We start from the raw sequence: 16,020 nt of genomic DNA, 5'->3' as shown, positions 1-16,020 counted from the left end.
GGGCGGCGGGGTGTTCAACGGCGGGGCGTGGCTGACGATCGAGGGGCGCAGTGTCGACGTGCACTACCGCGATCTCGCCGTCGTCGAGCACGAACTGGCCGAGGCGCGGGAGGGCCGCTTCCACCTGGAGCCGCTGATGTTCCATCTCGCGGGTATCCCCAGCTATCTGGTCGTCGCCGAGCTGGGCATCAACCGGGTGCTGCGGGGTGAGCTCCCCCGCCCCGACTATCCGGCCGCGCTGCGCCGGACCGCGCCGGAGCGCTGGCTCGGCAACGCGCGTATGACCCTCGCGTACACGAAGGCCAACCACGTTCCGCACGGCCGGCTCACCGAGGTCGTCGGGAATCTCGCCATCGCCGCGACGCAGACGGCGCACGCCGTGCTGGCGGNNGCTGCTGCGGCGGGCGGGGCTGCGGGACGTCGACATGATCACCTCCGGGCTGAGCACGGATCCCGGGGAGCTGGCGGGCTCGGTCGCGGAGGCCGAGGCCCTGTTCGCCTCCGTTTCCGCGTACTGAGCGTGCCGCCGAGGGGCTGCGGCGGTCGGGGGTGCGGCCTGCGGCCCCTCGGATGCCGCACATATACCGGCGTTCGAATGGCGCAACGCGGACAGGTGTGGGTTTGTTGAAACAGCGCGTGCGTGCCGTTCACGCACCGTGACCAACACGGTGTGTGCCCACCCGTGACGTTCGACCCAAGGGAGCCGCGCCATGCCGCTCGACCCCACCACCCCCTCCGACAACGACCACTACTACGAAGAGCCGGTCCGTCCGGACGCCGAGAGGCGCGCCGGATCGCGGGACCCGGTCGACGAGTCCGGCGAAGAGCCCATACGCACGCTGCTCTGGACGGCCGCCACGTACCGGCCGCTGGAGGAAGTGGCCGCGCTGGTGATGCTGCTGAAGCGGACCGGTGAAGTGCCCAACCCCGGTGACGAGGCCCTGCGGGTCGCCGCCGTGGCCCGTCCCATAGACGAGGTCATGCAGCTCGTCGGGATGCTGAACGAGCCGCCGCACGAGATCGACGAGGCCGATACGACGCTGCGCGCGGCGGCCGTCGGCCGGCCGATCGAGGAGGTGGCCCAACTGGTGTCGTTCCTCGGCACGCGCGAGAACGAGCCGCCCTTCGCGACCGCCCACCGGGACAACGGGCGCGGGAAGCCGGCGCCGACCCTGTTCGCGCGGCCCGCCGAACAGGACCGGCGTGACGCGTACGCGGGCTCCCCGGAGAAGGACGAGCGCGAGGACCGCGAGAGCTTCGAGGAGCAGGCGGCCCGCGCCGCTCGCGGCGGCGCTCCCTCGCCCGCGTCCGCGCCCTCGCCCTCGCCCGAGTACGTCGCGCCGTGGACGAGCGCGCCGGCCGGTCCGCCGCCCGAGGTTCCGCGCCTCGCCCCGGCCGCCGACCGCCGCCCCCGTGGCGGCGCCCGAAATCGTCGTACGGAATCGTTCACCCTGCGCTCCTCCGTGGAGTCCCCGCTGCGCTGGCCCGCCGCCGCCGCGCTGCTGGCCTGCGGTGTGATCCATCTGCCGACGGACTTCGCCGCTCTGCGGTCCGGCGGGTACGCGGACGCCGTCGCGCTCGTCGTCACCGCGCTCTGCCTGGTGTTCGGCGTGTGGCTGGCGGTGGCCGACACGGCGCGGATCTGGGCGGCGAGCGCGGCCACGGCCGTCGGAATCATCGCGGCCCACTCGCTGTCGGGCCTCGGCACCGTCGATCTGCTCCGGAGCAGTCTGGGCGCGGACTTCGGCTGGGCGAGTCTGGTGGCGGTGGGCTTCGCCGCGGTCGCCCTGGTGCTCTCCGGCGTCGCGCTGATGCTCCGTCAGAAGGCGGTCCAGAAGGCGATCGGGCAGGGGCCGCGCAGGCCGGCGCGAACGGCGGGCATCGCCAACGACGCCTGAGAATCCGCACCTCACACCCCGTCCCCCGTTCGCGGTCTGTCACCGACCACGAGCGGGGGACGGTCGTGTCGCGGCGCCCCTTCCGCCGTCCGCCCGGCCGGCCGGAGGGGCGCCGCCGGTCCAACTGATCATTCACACAGGGCTCTTGACGTGAACGCGGCGGCCTGTATGGTCTAGGCCAAGTGGTAAAGACCTTTGCCGAATGCGGGCGCCAATCGCCGCCTTCGGACAAGGCCGCCCACCACCGCCCTTCGCGCCTCTTGGCCCCACACCTGAGAGGCCCGCCCGAGCCGTGATCAAGTCCCCCCACGGACTGATACGGCCCGGGAAGACCTGATGTGAAGGAGTAACACATGCACTCGAAAAGGAAGCTGGCCGTCGCCCTCGGTGCGGTGATCGCGCCGATCGTCGCGATAAGCCTTCCCGCGGGTTCCGCGAGCGCCCACGGTTATATCTCCGACCCGCCGAGCCGGCAGGCCCAGTGCGCCGCCGGAACCGTCAGCTGCGGTGACATCAAGTACGAGCCCCAGAGCGTCGAAGGCCCCAAGGGCCTGACCAGTTGCAGTGGCGGGAACTCCCGCTTCGGTGAACTGGACGACGACAACAAGGGCTGGGCGGTGACCCCGATCGGCTCCAGCCAGAACTTCAACTGGAAGATCACCGCGCGGCACGCCACCAGCACCTGGCAGTACTTCGTCGGCGGCCAGAAGGTCGCGGAATTCAACGACGGCGGCGCGCAGCCCGGAGCGACGGTCACCCACAACGTCAACTTCGGCGGCATCTCGGGCAAGCAGAAGGTTCTCGCGGTCTGGAACATCGCGGACACCACGAACGCGTTCTACACGTGCATCGACGTGAACATCGGCTGACGGATTCTCCCGCGGAGCCGGTAACCACGATCCCTCCGCCGAAGAAACCCTGACCGGTACAACGCGTTCCACCGGTGCCCCTCCCTGCGCCGGACCGTGTCCGATCTCCGCGCCGGTGAGCCCCCTGAACTGCGAGAAGGGGCTCACCGGCGCCGCTCGACCCACCCCCCACACCCCGGGCCGCGGCATGTTCCGAGGCCCGTCCAAGGAGTGAATCCCTTGCGCAAGCGCCTTATCGGCCTGCTCGCCGCCACCGCGTCGGCCGCCGCTCTCTCCCTGACGTCGCTCGCTCCTTTCTCGTCCGCCGCCGAGAAGGGCGCCGCCGACTTCATCGTCAGCGAATCGCAGTTCAACCAGATGTTCCCGAACAAGAATCCCTTCTACACCTACGGCGGGCTGAACGCCGCGTTGAGCGCGTATCCGGGATTCACCGGGACGGGCAGTGACACCGTACGTAAGCAGGAGGCCGCGGCATTCCTGGCGAACGTCAGTCACGAGACCGGTGGACTCGTCCATGTGGTCGAGCAGAACACCGCCAACTACCCGCACTACTGCGACGCTTCACAGCCTTACGGCTGCCCGGCCGGCACCGACAAGTATTACGGTCGCGGGCCGATCCAGCTGAGCTGGAACTTCAACTACAAGGCGGCCGGGGACGCGTTGGGCATCGACCTGCTCAACAATCCCGACCTCGTGCAGAACGATTCCGCCGTCGCGTGGAAGACCGGCCTCTGGTACTGGAACACCCAGAGCGGTCCCGGCACGATGACACCGCACAACGCGATGGTGAACGGCGCCGGTTTCGGTGAGACCATCCGCAGCATCAACGGCAGTATCGAGTGCAACGGCGGAAACCCCGGCCAGGTGCAGAGCCGTATTGACAAGTACACCCAGTTCGCCGGAATCCTCGGTGTGGAAACGGGCGGCAATCTCAGCTGCTGACGCGGCCCTTGGGCCGTCTGGACACCGACGAGGGGTGGCACCGCCGACGACGGCGGTGCCACCCCTCGCCCCTCGCGCTACCGGTCGGCCTCGTCGCCGCCGGTGCGCTCGCACCGCTCGTCCATGCCGCCGCCCGCGTAGTGGATGTGGATGCCCTCCTCGCCCGGCGCCCGGTCGGGGCGCAGGAGCAGATGGTCGTCGTAGTCGCCGCCGTTCTGACTCCGGTACGGGATCGGCTCCGTGTCCTCGATCGTCAGCAGCCGCTGCCGCATCTGCCCGACGGCCGTTTTGTACTGCGCGTCGGACAGCTTGACCGCTCCGTTGACGACGAGCGGCGGCACCACCGTCATGCCCGGATACCACAACGTGCCGTGCAGCAGCGGGAACAGCACCTCGTTGATGTCACCGTGGATGCCGCGCGGTCCGGTCGTCGCCGCGTTGGCGCCGACCGTCGTCACCACCAGGGCGCGCCTGCCGGCGAGTCCGCCGCTGCCGTAGCGCTGCGCCCGGCCGGTCCCGGGGTCGAGCACGCCCTGGGCGAAGCCCTGGACGAACAGCCGGTCGAACCAGCCTTTGAGGATCGCCGGCGGCCCGAACCACCAGAGCGGGAACTGCACGACGAGGGTGTCCGACCACAGGAGCTTCTCCTGCTCCCGGCGGATGTCCTCGCTGAGCGTGCCGGTCTCCAGGGCCCGCTGCGACTCTTCGAGGACGTCGAGCCGCTCGTCGGGGTCGTGGTGGAAGTCGCCGTGGCCCACGACGGGGTTCCACTCCATGGCGTACAGGTCCGACTCGACCACCTCGTGCCCGTGTTCACGGAGCACGGCGATCCCCTCGTCGCGCAGCGCGCCGTTCAGCGAGCGCGGATCGGGGTGGGCGTACAGCCAGAGCACCCGCACGGCCGACCACCTTCCTTTCCTGGGACGAGAACAGTGCTGATCAATCCTCCAGGCTACTGGTGCCCCGTCGGTGGCTCCGGGGCCCGGGAGGCGGTCCCCCGGTGCTCGCCCGGTGCCGGCTCGGTGAGACCTGCCGCAGCCGCTTGAACGCGACGCTCAGCGCGAAGGTGTTGGCGTAGCCGACCTTGCGGGCGACGGCGCCCACCGTGTCGTCCGTGCCGCGCAACAGGTCGGCCGCCAGGGAGATGCGCCAGTTGGTCAGATAGGTCATCGGCGGCTCGCCCACCCGCGCGGTGAAACGGCGGGCCAGCGCGGCGCGCGAGACCCCCGTCTCGGCCGCCAGCTTCGCCACCGTCCACGGATCGGCCGTACGGTCGTGGAGCAGCCGCAGCGCGTGGGCGACCACCGGGTCGTCCGCCGCCCGGTACCAGAGCGGTGCCGTCGTCCCCGGCCGGTCGAACCAGCCGCGCAGCGTGGAGATCAACAGCAGGTCCAACAGCCGGTCCAGGACGGCCTGTTGGCCGGGGCTGTCGCGGGCGGTCTCGGCGGCCACGAGTGCGAGCAGCGGCGAGTGGCGGTCGGCGTCCGGGACGACCAGGACGGGCGGGAGCGCGCGCAGCAGCCGTTCGCTGACACCGCCCTCGTTCTCGTACGCGCCGCTGAGCAGCACCGTCGCGCCGTCGGCGGCGGGGACGGCGGCCGGATCGCTCCTGCCGCAGTAGGCGGCCCGCTCGATCACGACGCGCGGCGGGGTGCCGGGGTCGTCGGCGACGGTGTACGGCGCCGAGCCCCGGACGAGCGCGATGTCCCCGGCCCGTACGAGCTTCGCCTCGCCCTCGGCGGGGACGAGCCACGCCTGGCCGCGCAGGACGGTGGCGAGCGTGAGCGGCGCGCCGGAGGCGAACCGGACCGACCACGGCGAGGCCATGACCGCGACGCTGAGGAGGGCGCCGCGCGCCCGTACGCCGTCCAGCAGGTCCGTCAGCACATCCATGCCGGTCAGCGTAGACGTTCAGACATCGAAGTGAGTCCGACAGCCATGGATCGTCTCAGCTGGGGAGACTTGACTGGCCCCATGAGCGATGACAAGCGGGACGAACTGATTCTGGTGGTGGGCGGCACGGGTACGACCGGCGGCCGGGTGGCGGCCCTGCTGCGTGAGCGCGGGGCCGCCGTGCGGGTGGCGTCGCGGGGCGGTGAGCCGCGTTTCGACTGGACGGACCGGACGACCTGGGACGGGGTCCTGGAGGGTGTGACGGCGGTGTACGTCGTGCCGTTCGACGGGCAGTCGCTGACGCGGCCATTCGTCGAGCGGGCCGTGGAGCGCGGTGTGGCGAGGATCGTGCTGCTGTCGGGGCGCGGTGTGGATGTGCCGGGGTACGCCGGGGAGGCGAGCACGGCGGGCCCGACGCATGTCGACGGCGAGGCGGCGGTGCGCGCGCTGGGCGCCGGCACCATGTGGACGATCGTGCGGCCGTCGTGGTTCGCGCAGAACTTCAGCGAGGGTTTCTTCCGGGACGCGGTCCTCGCCGGTGAACTCCGGCTGTCCGCGGGCGACGGCGCGGCCTCCTTCGTCGACGCCGACGACATCGCGGCCGTCGCCGTGGCCGCGCTCACCGAGGACGGCCACGACGGGCGGACGTACGAGCTGTCGGGGCCCCGCGCGCTGACGATCGACCAGGCGCTCGCCGAGATCTCCGCGGCGACCGGGCGCGAGATCCGTTATGTGCCCTTGTCGCCCGGGGAGTTCATGGCCGAGCTGAGGGAGCAGGGCCTGTCCGCCGCCGAGGCGGCGGACTTCGCGGAGTCGCTGTCCCCGTTGCGCCGGGGACTGGACAGCCATGTCTCCGACGGCGTACGGAGGGTGCTCGGCCGGGAGCCCCGTGACTTCGGTGACTTCGTGAAGTCGGCGGCGGCGCGGGGGCTCTGGCGTACGCCCTAGGGCGTGTCAGCGCGCCAGTTGGAGGGCCACCGAGATCCCGCCCGCCATGAACGCGGTGCCGACCAGCATGAACACCACCTGCACGCCGTGCCCGTAGCCCTCGATCCGCATCCGTTCCGGCCGCCGTGGGTCGTAGCGGAGCCGGACGGGGGCGCCGGGCCGGAATCTGCCCACCCATGACCGGCCGTACGTCGACTCGACCTCCATCCGGCGGCCGTCACCGGTGACCCAGCCGACCACCGGGCGGTGGATCCGGCTCCCCTGCCCGTTGGCCGTCGTCTCCAGCCGGACGATGTGGCCGGACGCGCGGACTCCGTCGCGCCACAGGGCGAGCGAGCGCCACAGGCCGACGCATCCGACGACGAAGACCATGGCGCCGACGACGGCGAACCCGAGGGGGAACAACCAGTCAGGCACGGAGCACACTCCCTCTCGGCGCCGCTGGGGGCCGCCGGTCAACTTCGGTACAGGTCAGGACGGGTCGTGGTGGCGGCCGGTTGCCTCCGCCGGTACATGCGGCAGTCGGGCTCCGGCGGTAGGGGTGTACTCAGCAACACCCCAGACCAGGGTCGTACGCCCCATGTGCCCCGCCGCGATCGTGCGTAACTTCTTACCCGCGGCACAGAGAGTGTCCCAGGGGGAGGAACGATCATGTTTCGCCGGAAGAGCAGGACCGGACCGGCCGGGAGCGACGAAGCCTGTGCCTGGACCAGGTCGGCAAGGCGGCGGGCGGCCCCGAGGTGCTCGGCATGGTCGCCGTCGAGTCGCTGGTGCTGACCGTGACCGGCGTCTTCTTCGGTACGGTCGCCGCCCTGGCCGAAGCCGTCCCGTTCAGCCTCGTCCGGGTCGACGCCGTCCTGCCCGACCAGGGACCGGGGATCTGGCCGGCCATCGTAGGGACCGGCACGGCGGCGACGGTCGTCACGAGTGTGGCCACCGCCCACCGGGCCCTGCGCACCCCCGCTGTTGAGGCGGTGTCGTCGGCCGCCTGAGTCAACCCCCCACTCAGGTGCGGAGACGGCACCGGCTCACACCGCTCAGGGCAGTCGCAGCCAGCGACTGCCCTGAGCGCGCCGTCCGCGACTGCCCGCGCCACGGGCTCAGGCAGGGTTACGGGTCTGTCCCCCGGCGTGTTCGGGAGAGCGGCCCCGGTACGCTGACCCATCTATGCGCCGCTTCCCCCACTCCGGCCCCGCACGGCGCGGCCGGCCCGTCGTCCTTGCCGCTGTGGCCGTCGTGTCGGCCCTCGCGGGCGCCGCGGGCTGTGCGTCCGAGACAGGGGCACGGGACGGCGGCCCGGCGCCCAGTCTGTCGCCGCCGGTCAGCTCCGCGCCGCTGTGGCCCGACTACGCGCCGCCGGTCCCGGCGGACGGGGAGCCCGAGAAGCACACCTCGCAGCGGTATCTGCCGGTCGACGACGTCACCGTGCCGACGGGCGGCCTCAGGAAGCTGTCGGTCCGGCGGTTGCTGACGAAGGATCCCAACGTGCCGGACTTCGTGCGGGCCGCCCTGGCTCGCTGCCCCGGCCCCACCTGCGGTCTGCGCGATCCCGTCTACAAGGACCTGACGTCCGACGGGCTGGACGAGCTGGTCGTGGCGCTGGACGAACCGGCCTCCGGGCTGACGCTCATCCAGGTCTACCGGGCGTCGGGCGAGACCGTGCGCCCGGTCCTGATCAACTTCGGCCCCGTCGGGCTCACCGGCGAGACCTTCGGCACGGATCTGATCCTCACGTCGGTGGGTCAGACCGGCCGGGTCACCACCCGCTACCGGTGGAACGGTGAGGTGATGACCGTCGAGAATCCGTGGCGCAGGTCGGACGACACCCCGCAGGCGGCCGACCCGCTGGCTCCTGAGAAGCCGGTGCCGCAGGACGCCTCGGCCGTGCCACGACAGCGCACCGGCCCCGGCCCGGACACCAGGGAGCCGGCACCGTGACGAGGCCGGCACATCTGTCCCGGCCCGCGACGGCGGCCGAGTCCCATCTGCTGCTGGTCGAGGACGACGAGGTGATCCGCAACACCGTCCGGATGCTCCTGGAGCGGTACGGATTCACGGTGTCCACGGCGGCGGACGGGCTCACGGGGCTGGAGATGTTCCGGGAGACCGATCCGGACCTGCTGCTGCTCGACGTCATGCTGCCCGACCTCGACGGCATCGGACTCTGCCGCCGGGTGCGGGAGTTGAGCCTGGCACCGATCCTGATGATGTCCGCGCGCGGCGACGCCCTCGATGTCGTGTCCGGTCTTGAGGCGGGCGCCGACGACTACGTGGTCAAACCCTGCGAGAGCGCGGTGCTCGTCGCCCGTATCCGCTCCCTGCTGCGCCGGGTCTCGTTCTCGCCGCCCGGCGCGGGCGCGGCTCCGCAGGCGGACTCCGCCGTGCTGGCCTTCGGTGATCTGACGGTCGACACCCGCGGCATGGAGGTACGGCGCGCCGGACAGGTCGTCGCGCTGACACCCACCGAGCTGCGGATGCTGCTGGAGTTCGCGGGTTCACCCGGAGTCGTGCTGGAGCGCCGCACCCTGCTGAGCCGGGTGTGGGACCACGCCTGGCACGGTGACACCCGCGTCGTCGACCTCCATGTGCAGCGTCTGCGGGCCAAGATAGGCGGCGACCGGATCGAGACGGTCCGCGGCTTCGGCTACAAACTGCGGCGCTGACGGGGCTCCTGGATGGCTCTGCGATGGCGGATATCGGCCCTGGTGGCGGCGGCCGCCTGCGCGGTCGCGGCAGCGGTCGGCGTGCTGGTCCACGAGTTCTCCCGTAATCGTGAGCTGTCGCAGGCGCGTGAGTCCGCGCGCGTCACCCTCGACAGGGCTGCGGTGACCTACACCCGTACCGGCGAGGTCCAGGGCTCGGGCGCGGCGCTCGACGCGCCGGGGCTGCCCGGTGATCTGCGGGATCTGGTCGAACAGGGCCGCCGGGGAACGGAGTTCACCACCGGACCGGCCGGGCCCGCGATGTGGGCGGCACGGCCCGCCGGGAGCCGGGTGCTGTCCGTACGGGTCGATCTGACGACCACGATGCGCGACATCGGCGCGCTCGACGCGAGCATCGTCGTGGCCGGTCTGATCACCACCGCCGTGGTGCTGCCGCTGGGGGTGCTGACCGCCGGGCGGATGAGCCGCAGGCTGCGTACGGCCGCCGGGACCGCGCGCCGGATCGCCGCCGGGGATCTGGACGCGCGGATCGCGGCGGGGCCTCGGCCCCGCGACGAGATCGCCGACATCTCCACGGCCGTGGACACGATGGCCGGCGCGCTCCAGAAGCGGCTCCTCGGCGAGCAGCGGTTCACCGCCGACGTGGCGCACGAGCTGCGCACGCCGCTGATGGGTCTGGTGACGGCGGCCGAACTGCTGCCGGAGGGTGAGGCGGCCGGGTACGTACGCGACCGGGTGCGGGTGCTGGGCACGCTGGTCGAGGAGTTGCTGGAGATATCCCGGCTGGACGCGGGGGCCGAGCACGCGGACATGTCGCCGTGTCCGGTCGGGCCGCTGGTTCGCGACGTCGTGGCGCGCAGCGGACCGGCGACGACCGTCGTGGGAGCGGACGAAACGGCGGACACCGACGGGGACGCGGACGGGGACGCGGACGGGGATGCGGACGGGGACGCGGGGGCGCCGACCGTGCGGACGGACTCGCGACGGCTTGAGCGCATCCTCACCAATCTGGTCGTCAACGCGCACCGGCACGGCCGGGCCCCGGTCGTGGTCACGGTGTCCGGCGACGGCAGGACCGTGACCGTACGGGACCACGGCCCCGGCTACCCCAGGACGCTGCTCGACGACGGTCCGCAGCGCTTTCGGACCGGCGCGCGCGAGCGCGGTACGGGGCACGGGCTCGGTCTCACGATCGCGCTCGGTCAGGCCCAAGTCATCGGCGCCACGCTGGAGTTCGGCGACGCGCCCGACGGCGGCGCCCTCGCCACGCTCCGGCTGCCCGCGGTCCCGCCGCCCGCCGGGGCGGACCCGGCCGGCCCGGCGGAGCTCTGATACGCGGCTGATACAACTCCGAGCGGCGGCCGACACGGCTCTTCGCGTTGACGAAGATCTTCGGTGCCGAGGATGACGCCATGCGTATGCGTATCCGCCGCCTCTTCACCTGGCGCAAGGCCCTGGCCGCCTTAACCACCCTGTGTTTCCTGATCATCGGGGCGTTCACCTTGCTGTATCTGGTCATCGACATCCCGAAACCCAACGAGCAGGTGAAGGCGCAGAGCAATGTCTATCTGTTCAGCGACGGCTCCCGGCTGGCCCGTACCGGCGAGGTCAACCGTGAGTCCGTACCGCTCGACAGAGTGCCCGAGGACGTGCGGCGGGCCTTTGTCGCCGCCGAGAACAAGGACTTCTACAGCGACTCCGGTGTCTCCGTGTCCGGCACGGCGCGCGGCGTCTTCAACACGCTGACCGGCGGCGCCAAGCAGGGTGGCTCGACCATCACCCAGCAGTACGTGAAGAACTACTACCTCAGCCAGGAACAGACGGTCAGCCGCAAGGTGAAGGAGCTGTTCATCTCCCTGAAGGTGGACCGGCACAACTCGAAGGACGACATCCTCGCGGGCTATCTCAACAGCAGTTACTACGGGCGGCTCGCGTACGGCGTCCAGGCGGCCTCGCGCGCCTACTACGGCAAGGAGGTCGAGGATCTCCGCATCGAGGAGGGCGCCTACCTCGCGGCGCTGCTCCAGGCACCCAGTCAGTACGACTGGGCCGTCGCCTCCCCCGCCGACAAGAAGCTGGCGAAGGCGCGTTGGGGCTATGTGCTGGACAACATGGTCGGCGAGGGCTGGCTAGACGCGGACGACCGGCGGCGGATGCGCTTCCCGGTGCCCGTGGCGCCCAAGGCGTCGGCGGAGCTGGCCGGTCAGGCCGGCTATCTGGTGGACGTGGCGCGGCGTGAGCTGATCGACTCGGGCGTCGGCGAGCAGGAACTGGCGGGCGGCGGCTGGCGGATCACCTTGAACATCGAGCCGAAGAGGCAGCGGGCGCTGCGCGACGCGGTCGCGGCCGGGCTCGACGCGCCGGGCGACGGTCCGCCCCGGCGGGATCCGGACCGGCAGGTGGGCGCGGTGTCGGTGGATCCGAAGAGCGGGCGCGTGGTGGCGCTGTACGGCGGCGACGACTACTTCAAGCACTATCTGAACAACGCGACCCGCGCCGACTACCAGGCGGGGCCGACCTTCGCGCCCGTGGTTCTCGCGGCGCAGATCGAGGCCAAGGAGAGCCGCCGCCGCGCGCTGGATCCGGGCATCGTCAAGAAGACCGCCGCGAAGCTGGGGATGACGGCGGACCCGGCCGGCTTCGCCGCTCCGCAGGCGCTGTCGCTGGGGCTGATGGGCGCGAGCCCGCTGGAGATGGCGGGGGTCCACGCCACGCTCGCCAACGACGGCAGGAAGGTCACCCCGTCGGTCGTGAAGTCCGCGCGGCGCGGCGAGAAGACCGTCGATCCGCCGGACGCGACGGGCGACCGGGTCATCGGCAGCCTGGCGGCGACGTACGCGCACGCGTCGCTGTCGGGCAAGGCCCGCGCCGGTGGGGCGCTCTGGCCGGACAAGAACGTGCCGCCGCTGCTGGAGGCGGCCGACGCGAGTGGCGGCACGGATGCCTCGGGCCGTACCGACGACCGGAAGGCGGAGTGGTTCATCGGCTCCGCGCCGGGTCTGCTGACGTCGATCGGGCTGTTCGGTGAGAGCGCCAAGACGGGGAAGCAGGTCGCGATCAAGGGCATCGAGGACAATCCGGCCGCCCGGATCTGGGGCGCCTATCTCGCGTCGACGGTGCCCGAACCGGCGCCGGGGCAAGACTCCTGACGGTACGTCAGGTATGCGCCGGCCCGCCCCACCCCCGTTCGGAGGCGGGACGGCGCACACCGTACGCGTCTCGTCAGTCACCGGCCCCGGGCCGCTCGTCCAGCTCGTCGGGAAACTCCCGGTCGCCGGCCTGCGGCGGCTGCGGGCCGTGGCTCGTCATGATGACCGTCTGCTCGACCCGTACCATCCGGAACACGTCCTCCGCGATGATCACCTGGTCCTCGCCCCGTTCCACCGCGTCGGCGGCCCGGCCGAACCGGCCGGCGAACTCCCCCGCGTGCGCGCCCCGCGCGCGCAGGACGGCGCCGAGATCGAGCCGGGCCTCCTCCTCGAAGGGCACGGCCGGGAACAACTGCCGCCAGCCGCCCTCCTCGTGGATCATCGCGGCGTAGGCGGTGTAGTGGGACACGGACATCCGCTCCCAGTCGGGACCGTCCACCCGGAACTCCTCGCGGAGTTCCTCCTCACGCTTCCCGACCTCCAGCAGCCGCCGGGCCGCCGCGTCGTCGAATCCGTCATCTGCGTTCGCGTCCATACCCCAAGCGTGCCGCACGGGGCAGCGCCGGGCGCGGGGATTCCGCTATATGCCGAGGTGCGTACGGCGGGGTCAGGGCTGCCACACGCCGGTAGGCGCGGTGTCCGCGGCGAATTGGGTGAAGTCCCGGGGCTTACGGCCCAGGGCTTCCTCGACACCGTGCACGAGGTGCGCGTTGCGCCCGTCGTTGATCAGTTCGAAGAGGTCGGCGAAGTCCGCCGGCGCGCCCACCGAGACGAGGAAGTCCCGGTAGTCCTCCAGGGAGACCGGTGTGTAGGTGATCTCACGGCCGGTGGCATTGGACAACTCGGCGGCGATCTCGGTGAAGCCGAGCAGCCGGGGTCCGGAGAGTTCGTAGGTCCTGCCGATGTGGCGATCGTCGGTGAGCGCCGCGACGGCGACGTCCGCGACGTCGTCCACGTCGACGAAGGGCTCGACCGCGTCTCCGGTCGGCAGTGCGAGCTCTCCGGCGAGTACGGTCTCGAGGAAGAAGCCCTCGTCGAAGTTCTGGTTGAACCAGCTGGCCCGGACGACGGTCACGTCCGCGCCGCTGTCGCGCACCTTGTCCTCGGAGATCCGGGCGCCCTCCTCGCCCCGCCCGGAGAGCAGCACCAGCCGGCGCGCGCCCTTGGCCACGGCGCGTTCGGCGAACGCCCCGACGGCTTCGGCGGCGCCGGGGAAGGCGAGGTCAGGGTAGTAGCAGAGGTAGACGGCTCCGACGCCTTCCAGCGCGGCGTCCCAGGTGGCGGGGTCCTCCCATACGAAGGGGATCTCGCCGCCGCGTGAGCCGACGCGGACCGGCAGTCCGCGCTCGGTGAGCCGCGCCGCCACGCGCCGCCCGGTCTTGCCGGTACCGCCGGTGACCAGGGTCAACCGCGCCGCCGCTGCCTCTGTGTTCTGGGTGTTGTGCGTGTTCTGTGTCATGCCTTCAGTCAAGTACGGGGCGGGCCCGCCGGACATGGCCACGAATCTCACGCGCATAAGCGTGCGTCTACACCGCTCGGTGACGTGTCCCGCCGGTCGGTCCCCCGGTACTCCCCGCGCAGTAGTGCGGGGCCATCCGGCGAGTGGATGCGCGGTGGGCCGTGCCGGGTGGAGTCTGAGCGACGACGCGAGACACGCGGGAGACGGGGAGAGAGATCATGGACAGGGAGCTGGCCGAGTTCGCCCGGCGGTGGCAGAAGGCCGAACTCGGCGGTGACGTCCACACGTTGGACCGGCTGCTCGCGGACGACTTCCGTGGGGTCGGTCCCCGTGGATTCGTCCTCGACAAGGAGCAGTGGCTGGAGCGGTACGCCTCGGGCGACCTCATCCATGACGCCTTCGACTGGACGGAGGTGGAGGTGCGGCGGCACGGCGAGTCGGCGGTGGCCATCGGGGTGCAGAGCCAGCAGAGCATCGTCGACGGCCGGGACGCCGACGGACGCTTCCGCGCGACCCAGTTCCTTGTCAGGGACGGGGCCGGGGGCGGGTGGCGGCTCGTCGGCATCCATCTGAGCGCCCTCGCCGAACGGCTGCCCTGAGGTCAGCCCTGTACGGCGGCCAGTTCGCGTACGGTCGCCATGTCGCTGAACGGGATCAGCGTGTCCCCGACGGTCTGGTACGGCTCGCTGCCCTTCCCCGCGATCAGGACGATGTCGTTCGCGCCCGCCGCCGACAGGGCGAACTCGATGGCCGCGCGCCGGTCCGCGTACCGCTCGAAGCGGGTGCCGGTGGCGGCCAGACCGGGCGTGATCTGGTCGAGGATCGCCTCGGGGTCCTCGTGCCGGGGGTTGTCCGAGGTGAGGACACACAGGTCGGAGTGGGTACCGGCGATCTGGCCCATCTCCGCGCGCTTGGTGACATCACGGTCGCCGCCGCAGCCGAACACGGTGATGACCTGTCCCTTGGCGAAGTCACGGATGGTGCTCAGCACCTTGTCGAGCGAGTCCGGGGAGTGCGCGTAGTCCACGATGACCGACGTGCCGCGCGGGGTCTCGAAGCGCTCGAAGCGCCCGGGGATCGGCGGCATCCGGTCGAGCGCGGCGACCAGCCCGCGCAGGTCATGCCCCAGGAGGTGGCAGGCGGCGACGGTGGCGAGCGCGTTGGCGACGGAGAACCGGCCGGGCACGGGGATCGCCGCCGGGTATTTGCGCCCCTCGTGGTGCAGTGTGAAGCGCGTACCGAAGGCGTCCATCGTGAGGTCGGTGGCCCGGTAGTCGGCGTCGGCGTCGAGCGCGTACGTGGTCACCGCGCCGGGCATGAGCGCCCCGATCCGGGCGCCCACCGGGTCGTCGGCGTTCACCACGGCGCGTCGGCAAAGCCCCTGGAACAACCGGAGTTTGGCGTCCCGGTAGTTCGCCATGGTGCCGTGGTCGTCCAGATGGTCCTGGGTGAGGTTGGTGAAGACACCGACGTCGATGTACGTGTGGTCGACCCGGTGCGTCAACAGCCCCATGGATGTGGCCTCCAGGACGACGGTGCGGGTGCCGCGGTCGCGCATGACGCCGAGCAGGTACTGGAGGTCGGGCGACTCCGGGGTGGTCAGCACGGACCGGGGCATGGGGATGAGTTCGTCCCCGATGCGGCTGCCGGCGGTGCCGATGACACCGACCACGGCCTGTTCGGCGAGCCGCAGCACGGACTCGACCATGTACGAGACCGATGTCTTGCCGTTGGTCCCGGTGATGGCGATCATGTCCATCGCGAGGCCGGGGTCACCGTGGTGGCGGGAGGCGACGACCGCCGCGGCGGTACGGGTGTCCGGAACGCGTACGACGCAGACGGCCGGGCCCGACTCCCGGGCGGCCAACGGCAGTTCGGCGGTCGCCGCGTCGACGAGCACGGCCACGGCGCCGCGCGCGAGCGCCGGTCCGACGGATTCCGGGCCGCCCCCGCGATGGCCGGGGACGGCGATGAACAGCGATCCGGGTGACACACGGTGGGCGTCGAAGCAGAGTCCGGCGGTGATGACCGTCTCGGGATCGCCCCGCAGAATCTCGTGGTCGTGCCCGGCGAGCAGGTCGCTCAGCTTCACAGGGGATCCTCTCGAAGGGACGGCTCGGCCGCCGTGCGGCGCTCTCCGTGGAGGCGCCGACGGCACGCTGGGGCGTCGCGGGGTGGGGCGCGGGTGCGGCGGGCTGC

At 71.6% G+C, this 16,020-nt stretch carries 16 protein-coding genes and 1 pseudogene; 11 read left to right on the top strand and 6 right to left on the bottom strand.

The window, feature by feature from the left end:
- The 4 genes and pseudogenes from BHU15_RS41045 to BHU15_RS02410 all read left to right on the top strand — a co-directional run.
- Positions 1-389 (top strand): annotated as a pseudogene (locus BHU15_RS41045) (nucleotidyltransferase domain-containing protein); the annotation flags it as partial.
- 321 nt (positions 390-710) lie between these two features.
- On the top strand, positions 711-1,898 hold the full coding sequence (locus tag BHU15_RS02420; protein ID WP_079127829.1) for a hypothetical protein: 1,188 nt from the start codon (positions 711-713) through the stop codon (positions 1,896-1,898).
- Between the two features lie 353 nt (positions 1,899-2,251).
- Positions 2,252-2,767, top strand: a complete 516-nt coding sequence (locus BHU15_RS02415; RefSeq protein ID WP_023536531.1) for a lytic polysaccharide monooxygenase auxiliary activity family 9 protein — start codon at positions 2,252-2,254, stop codon at positions 2,765-2,767.
- Between the two features lie 219 nt (positions 2,768-2,986).
- The gene (locus BHU15_RS02410; RefSeq protein ID WP_069625626.1) at positions 2,987-3,709 is read left to right on the top strand and encodes a chitinase; all 723 of its coding nucleotides are present in this window, start codon (positions 2,987-2,989) and stop codon (positions 3,707-3,709) included.
- 77 nt (positions 3,710-3,786) lie between these two features.
- Here BHU15_RS02410 and BHU15_RS02405 read toward each other — a convergent pair whose 3' ends face one another.
- A complete protein-coding gene (locus BHU15_RS02405; RefSeq protein ID WP_069625625.1) occupies positions 3,787-4,608 on the bottom strand; it encodes an NAD(P)H-dependent oxidoreductase in 822 nt (273 codons plus the stop codon).
- A 40-nt stretch (positions 4,609-4,648) separates the two neighbouring features.
- A complete protein-coding gene (locus BHU15_RS02400; protein ID WP_069625624.1) occupies positions 4,649-5,602 on the bottom strand; it encodes an AraC family transcriptional regulator in 954 nt (317 codons plus the stop codon).
- Between the two features lie 81 nt (positions 5,603-5,683).
- Between BHU15_RS02400 and BHU15_RS02395 the strand changes: the two genes are divergently transcribed.
- Entirely contained in the window at positions 5,684-6,550 is an 867-nt protein-coding gene (locus BHU15_RS02395) for an NAD(P)H-binding protein (protein ID WP_069625623.1), read from the top strand.
- Between the two features lie 6 nt (positions 6,551-6,556).
- Here the strand turns inward: BHU15_RS02395 and BHU15_RS02390 are convergent, their stop codons facing one another.
- Positions 6,557-6,967: a DUF3592 domain-containing protein gene (locus tag BHU15_RS02390; protein ID WP_135067470.1), complete on the bottom strand. Its 411-nt coding sequence runs from the start codon at positions 6,965-6,967 to the stop codon at positions 6,557-6,559.
- Between the two features lie 332 nt (positions 6,968-7,299).
- On the opposite strand from BHU15_RS02390, the gene BHU15_RS02385 reads away from it, so the two are divergent.
- The 5 genes from BHU15_RS02385 to BHU15_RS02365 all read left to right on the top strand — a co-directional run bounded on the left by BHU15_RS02385 (position 7,300) and on the right by BHU15_RS02365 (position 12,362).
- A complete protein-coding gene (locus tag BHU15_RS02385; protein ID WP_069625621.1) occupies positions 7,300-7,542 on the top strand; it encodes a hypothetical protein in 243 nt (80 codons plus the stop codon).
- A 175-nt stretch (positions 7,543-7,717) separates the two neighbouring features.
- On the top strand, positions 7,718-8,488 hold the full coding sequence (locus BHU15_RS02380; protein ID WP_069625620.1) for a hypothetical protein: 771 nt from the start codon (positions 7,718-7,720) through the stop codon (positions 8,486-8,488).
- Positions 8,485-9,213 (top strand): two-component system response regulator CseB, encoded by a 729-nt coding sequence (gene cseB / locus BHU15_RS02375; protein WP_069625619.1) that lies wholly within the window; start codon positions 8,485-8,487, stop codon positions 9,211-9,213. Before BHU15_RS02380 ends, cseB begins: the two co-directional genes overlap by 4 nt.
- Before the next feature lie 12 nt (positions 9,214-9,225).
- Complete coding sequence (locus BHU15_RS02370) at positions 9,226-10,545, top strand: ATP-binding protein (protein ID WP_069625618.1); 1,320 nt, start codon at positions 9,226-9,228, stop codon at positions 10,543-10,545.
- 80 nt (positions 10,546-10,625) lie between these two features.
- Positions 10,626-12,362: a transglycosylase domain-containing protein gene (locus BHU15_RS02365; protein WP_079127830.1), complete on the top strand. Its 1,737-nt coding sequence runs from the start codon at positions 10,626-10,628 to the stop codon at positions 12,360-12,362.
- Between the two features lie 73 nt (positions 12,363-12,435).
- Here the strand turns inward: BHU15_RS02365 and BHU15_RS02360 are convergent, their stop codons facing one another.
- Positions 12,436-12,897, bottom strand: coding sequence for a DUF5954 family protein (locus tag BHU15_RS02360; protein ID WP_023536543.1), 462 nt, complete (start codon positions 12,895-12,897; stop codon positions 12,436-12,438).
- A 72-nt stretch (positions 12,898-12,969) separates the two neighbouring features.
- Entirely contained in the window at positions 12,970-13,821 is an 852-nt protein-coding gene (locus BHU15_RS02355) for an NmrA family NAD(P)-binding protein (RefSeq protein WP_069625616.1), read from the bottom strand.
- A 218-nt stretch (positions 13,822-14,039) separates the two neighbouring features.
- On the opposite strand from BHU15_RS02355, the gene BHU15_RS02350 reads away from it, so the two are divergent.
- Complete coding sequence (locus BHU15_RS02350) at positions 14,040-14,420, top strand: nuclear transport factor 2 family protein (protein ID WP_069625615.1); 381 nt, start codon at positions 14,040-14,042, stop codon at positions 14,418-14,420.
- 2 nt (positions 14,421-14,422) lie between these two features.
- Here the strand turns inward: BHU15_RS02350 and BHU15_RS02345 are convergent, their stop codons facing one another.
- A complete protein-coding gene (locus BHU15_RS02345) occupies positions 14,423-15,913 on the bottom strand; it encodes a UDP-N-acetylmuramoyl-L-alanyl-D-glutamate--2,6-diaminopimelate ligase (protein ID WP_069625614.1) in 1,491 nt (496 codons plus the stop codon).
- Positions 15,914-16,020: the final 107 nt, after the last annotated feature.

The organism is Streptomyces niveus, assembly GCF_001723055.1.
Lineage (GTDB): Bacteria > Actinomycetota > Actinomycetes > Streptomycetales > Streptomycetaceae > Streptomyces > Streptomyces niveus.
Note: the sequence above shows the minus strand (reverse complement) of the source record. Positions and strands in the feature narration are given on the sequence as shown.

Bases quoted from the DNA above. Each gene is read 5' to 3' on its own strand.
- BHU15_RS02420 (WP_079127829.1), top strand. From the start codon at position 711: ATGCCGCTCGACCCCACCACCCCCTCCGACAACGACCACTACTACGAA.
- BHU15_RS02415 (WP_023536531.1), top strand. From the start codon at position 2,252: ATGCACTCGAAAAGGAAGCTGGCCGTCGCCCTCGGTGCGGTGATCGCG.
- BHU15_RS02400 (WP_069625624.1), bottom strand. From the start codon at position 5,602: ATGGATGTGCTGACGGACCTGCTGGACGGCGTACGGGCGCGCGGCGCC.
- BHU15_RS02395 (WP_069625623.1), top strand. From the start codon at position 5,684: ATGAGCGATGACAAGCGGGACGAACTGATTCTGGTGGTGGGCGGCACG.
- BHU15_RS02385 (WP_069625621.1), top strand. From the start codon at position 7,300: ATGGTCGCCGTCGAGTCGCTGGTGCTGACCGTGACCGGCGTCTTCTTC.
- BHU15_RS02380 (WP_069625620.1), top strand. From the start codon at position 7,718: ATGCGCCGCTTCCCCCACTCCGGCCCCGCACGGCGCGGCCGGCCCGTC.
- BHU15_RS02370 (WP_069625618.1), top strand. From the start codon at position 9,226: ATGGCTCTGCGATGGCGGATATCGGCCCTGGTGGCGGCGGCCGCCTGC.
- BHU15_RS02365 (WP_079127830.1), top strand. From the start codon at position 10,626: ATGCGTATGCGTATCCGCCGCCTCTTCACCTGGCGCAAGGCCCTGGCC.
- BHU15_RS02360 (WP_023536543.1), bottom strand. From the start codon at position 12,897: ATGGACGCGAACGCAGATGACGGATTCGACGACGCGGCGGCCCGGCGG.
- BHU15_RS02355 (WP_069625616.1), bottom strand. From the start codon at position 13,821: ATGACACAGAACACGCACAACACCCAGAACACAGAGGCAGCGGCGGCG.
- BHU15_RS02350 (WP_069625615.1), top strand. From the start codon at position 14,040: ATGGACAGGGAGCTGGCCGAGTTCGCCCGGCGGTGGCAGAAGGCCGAA.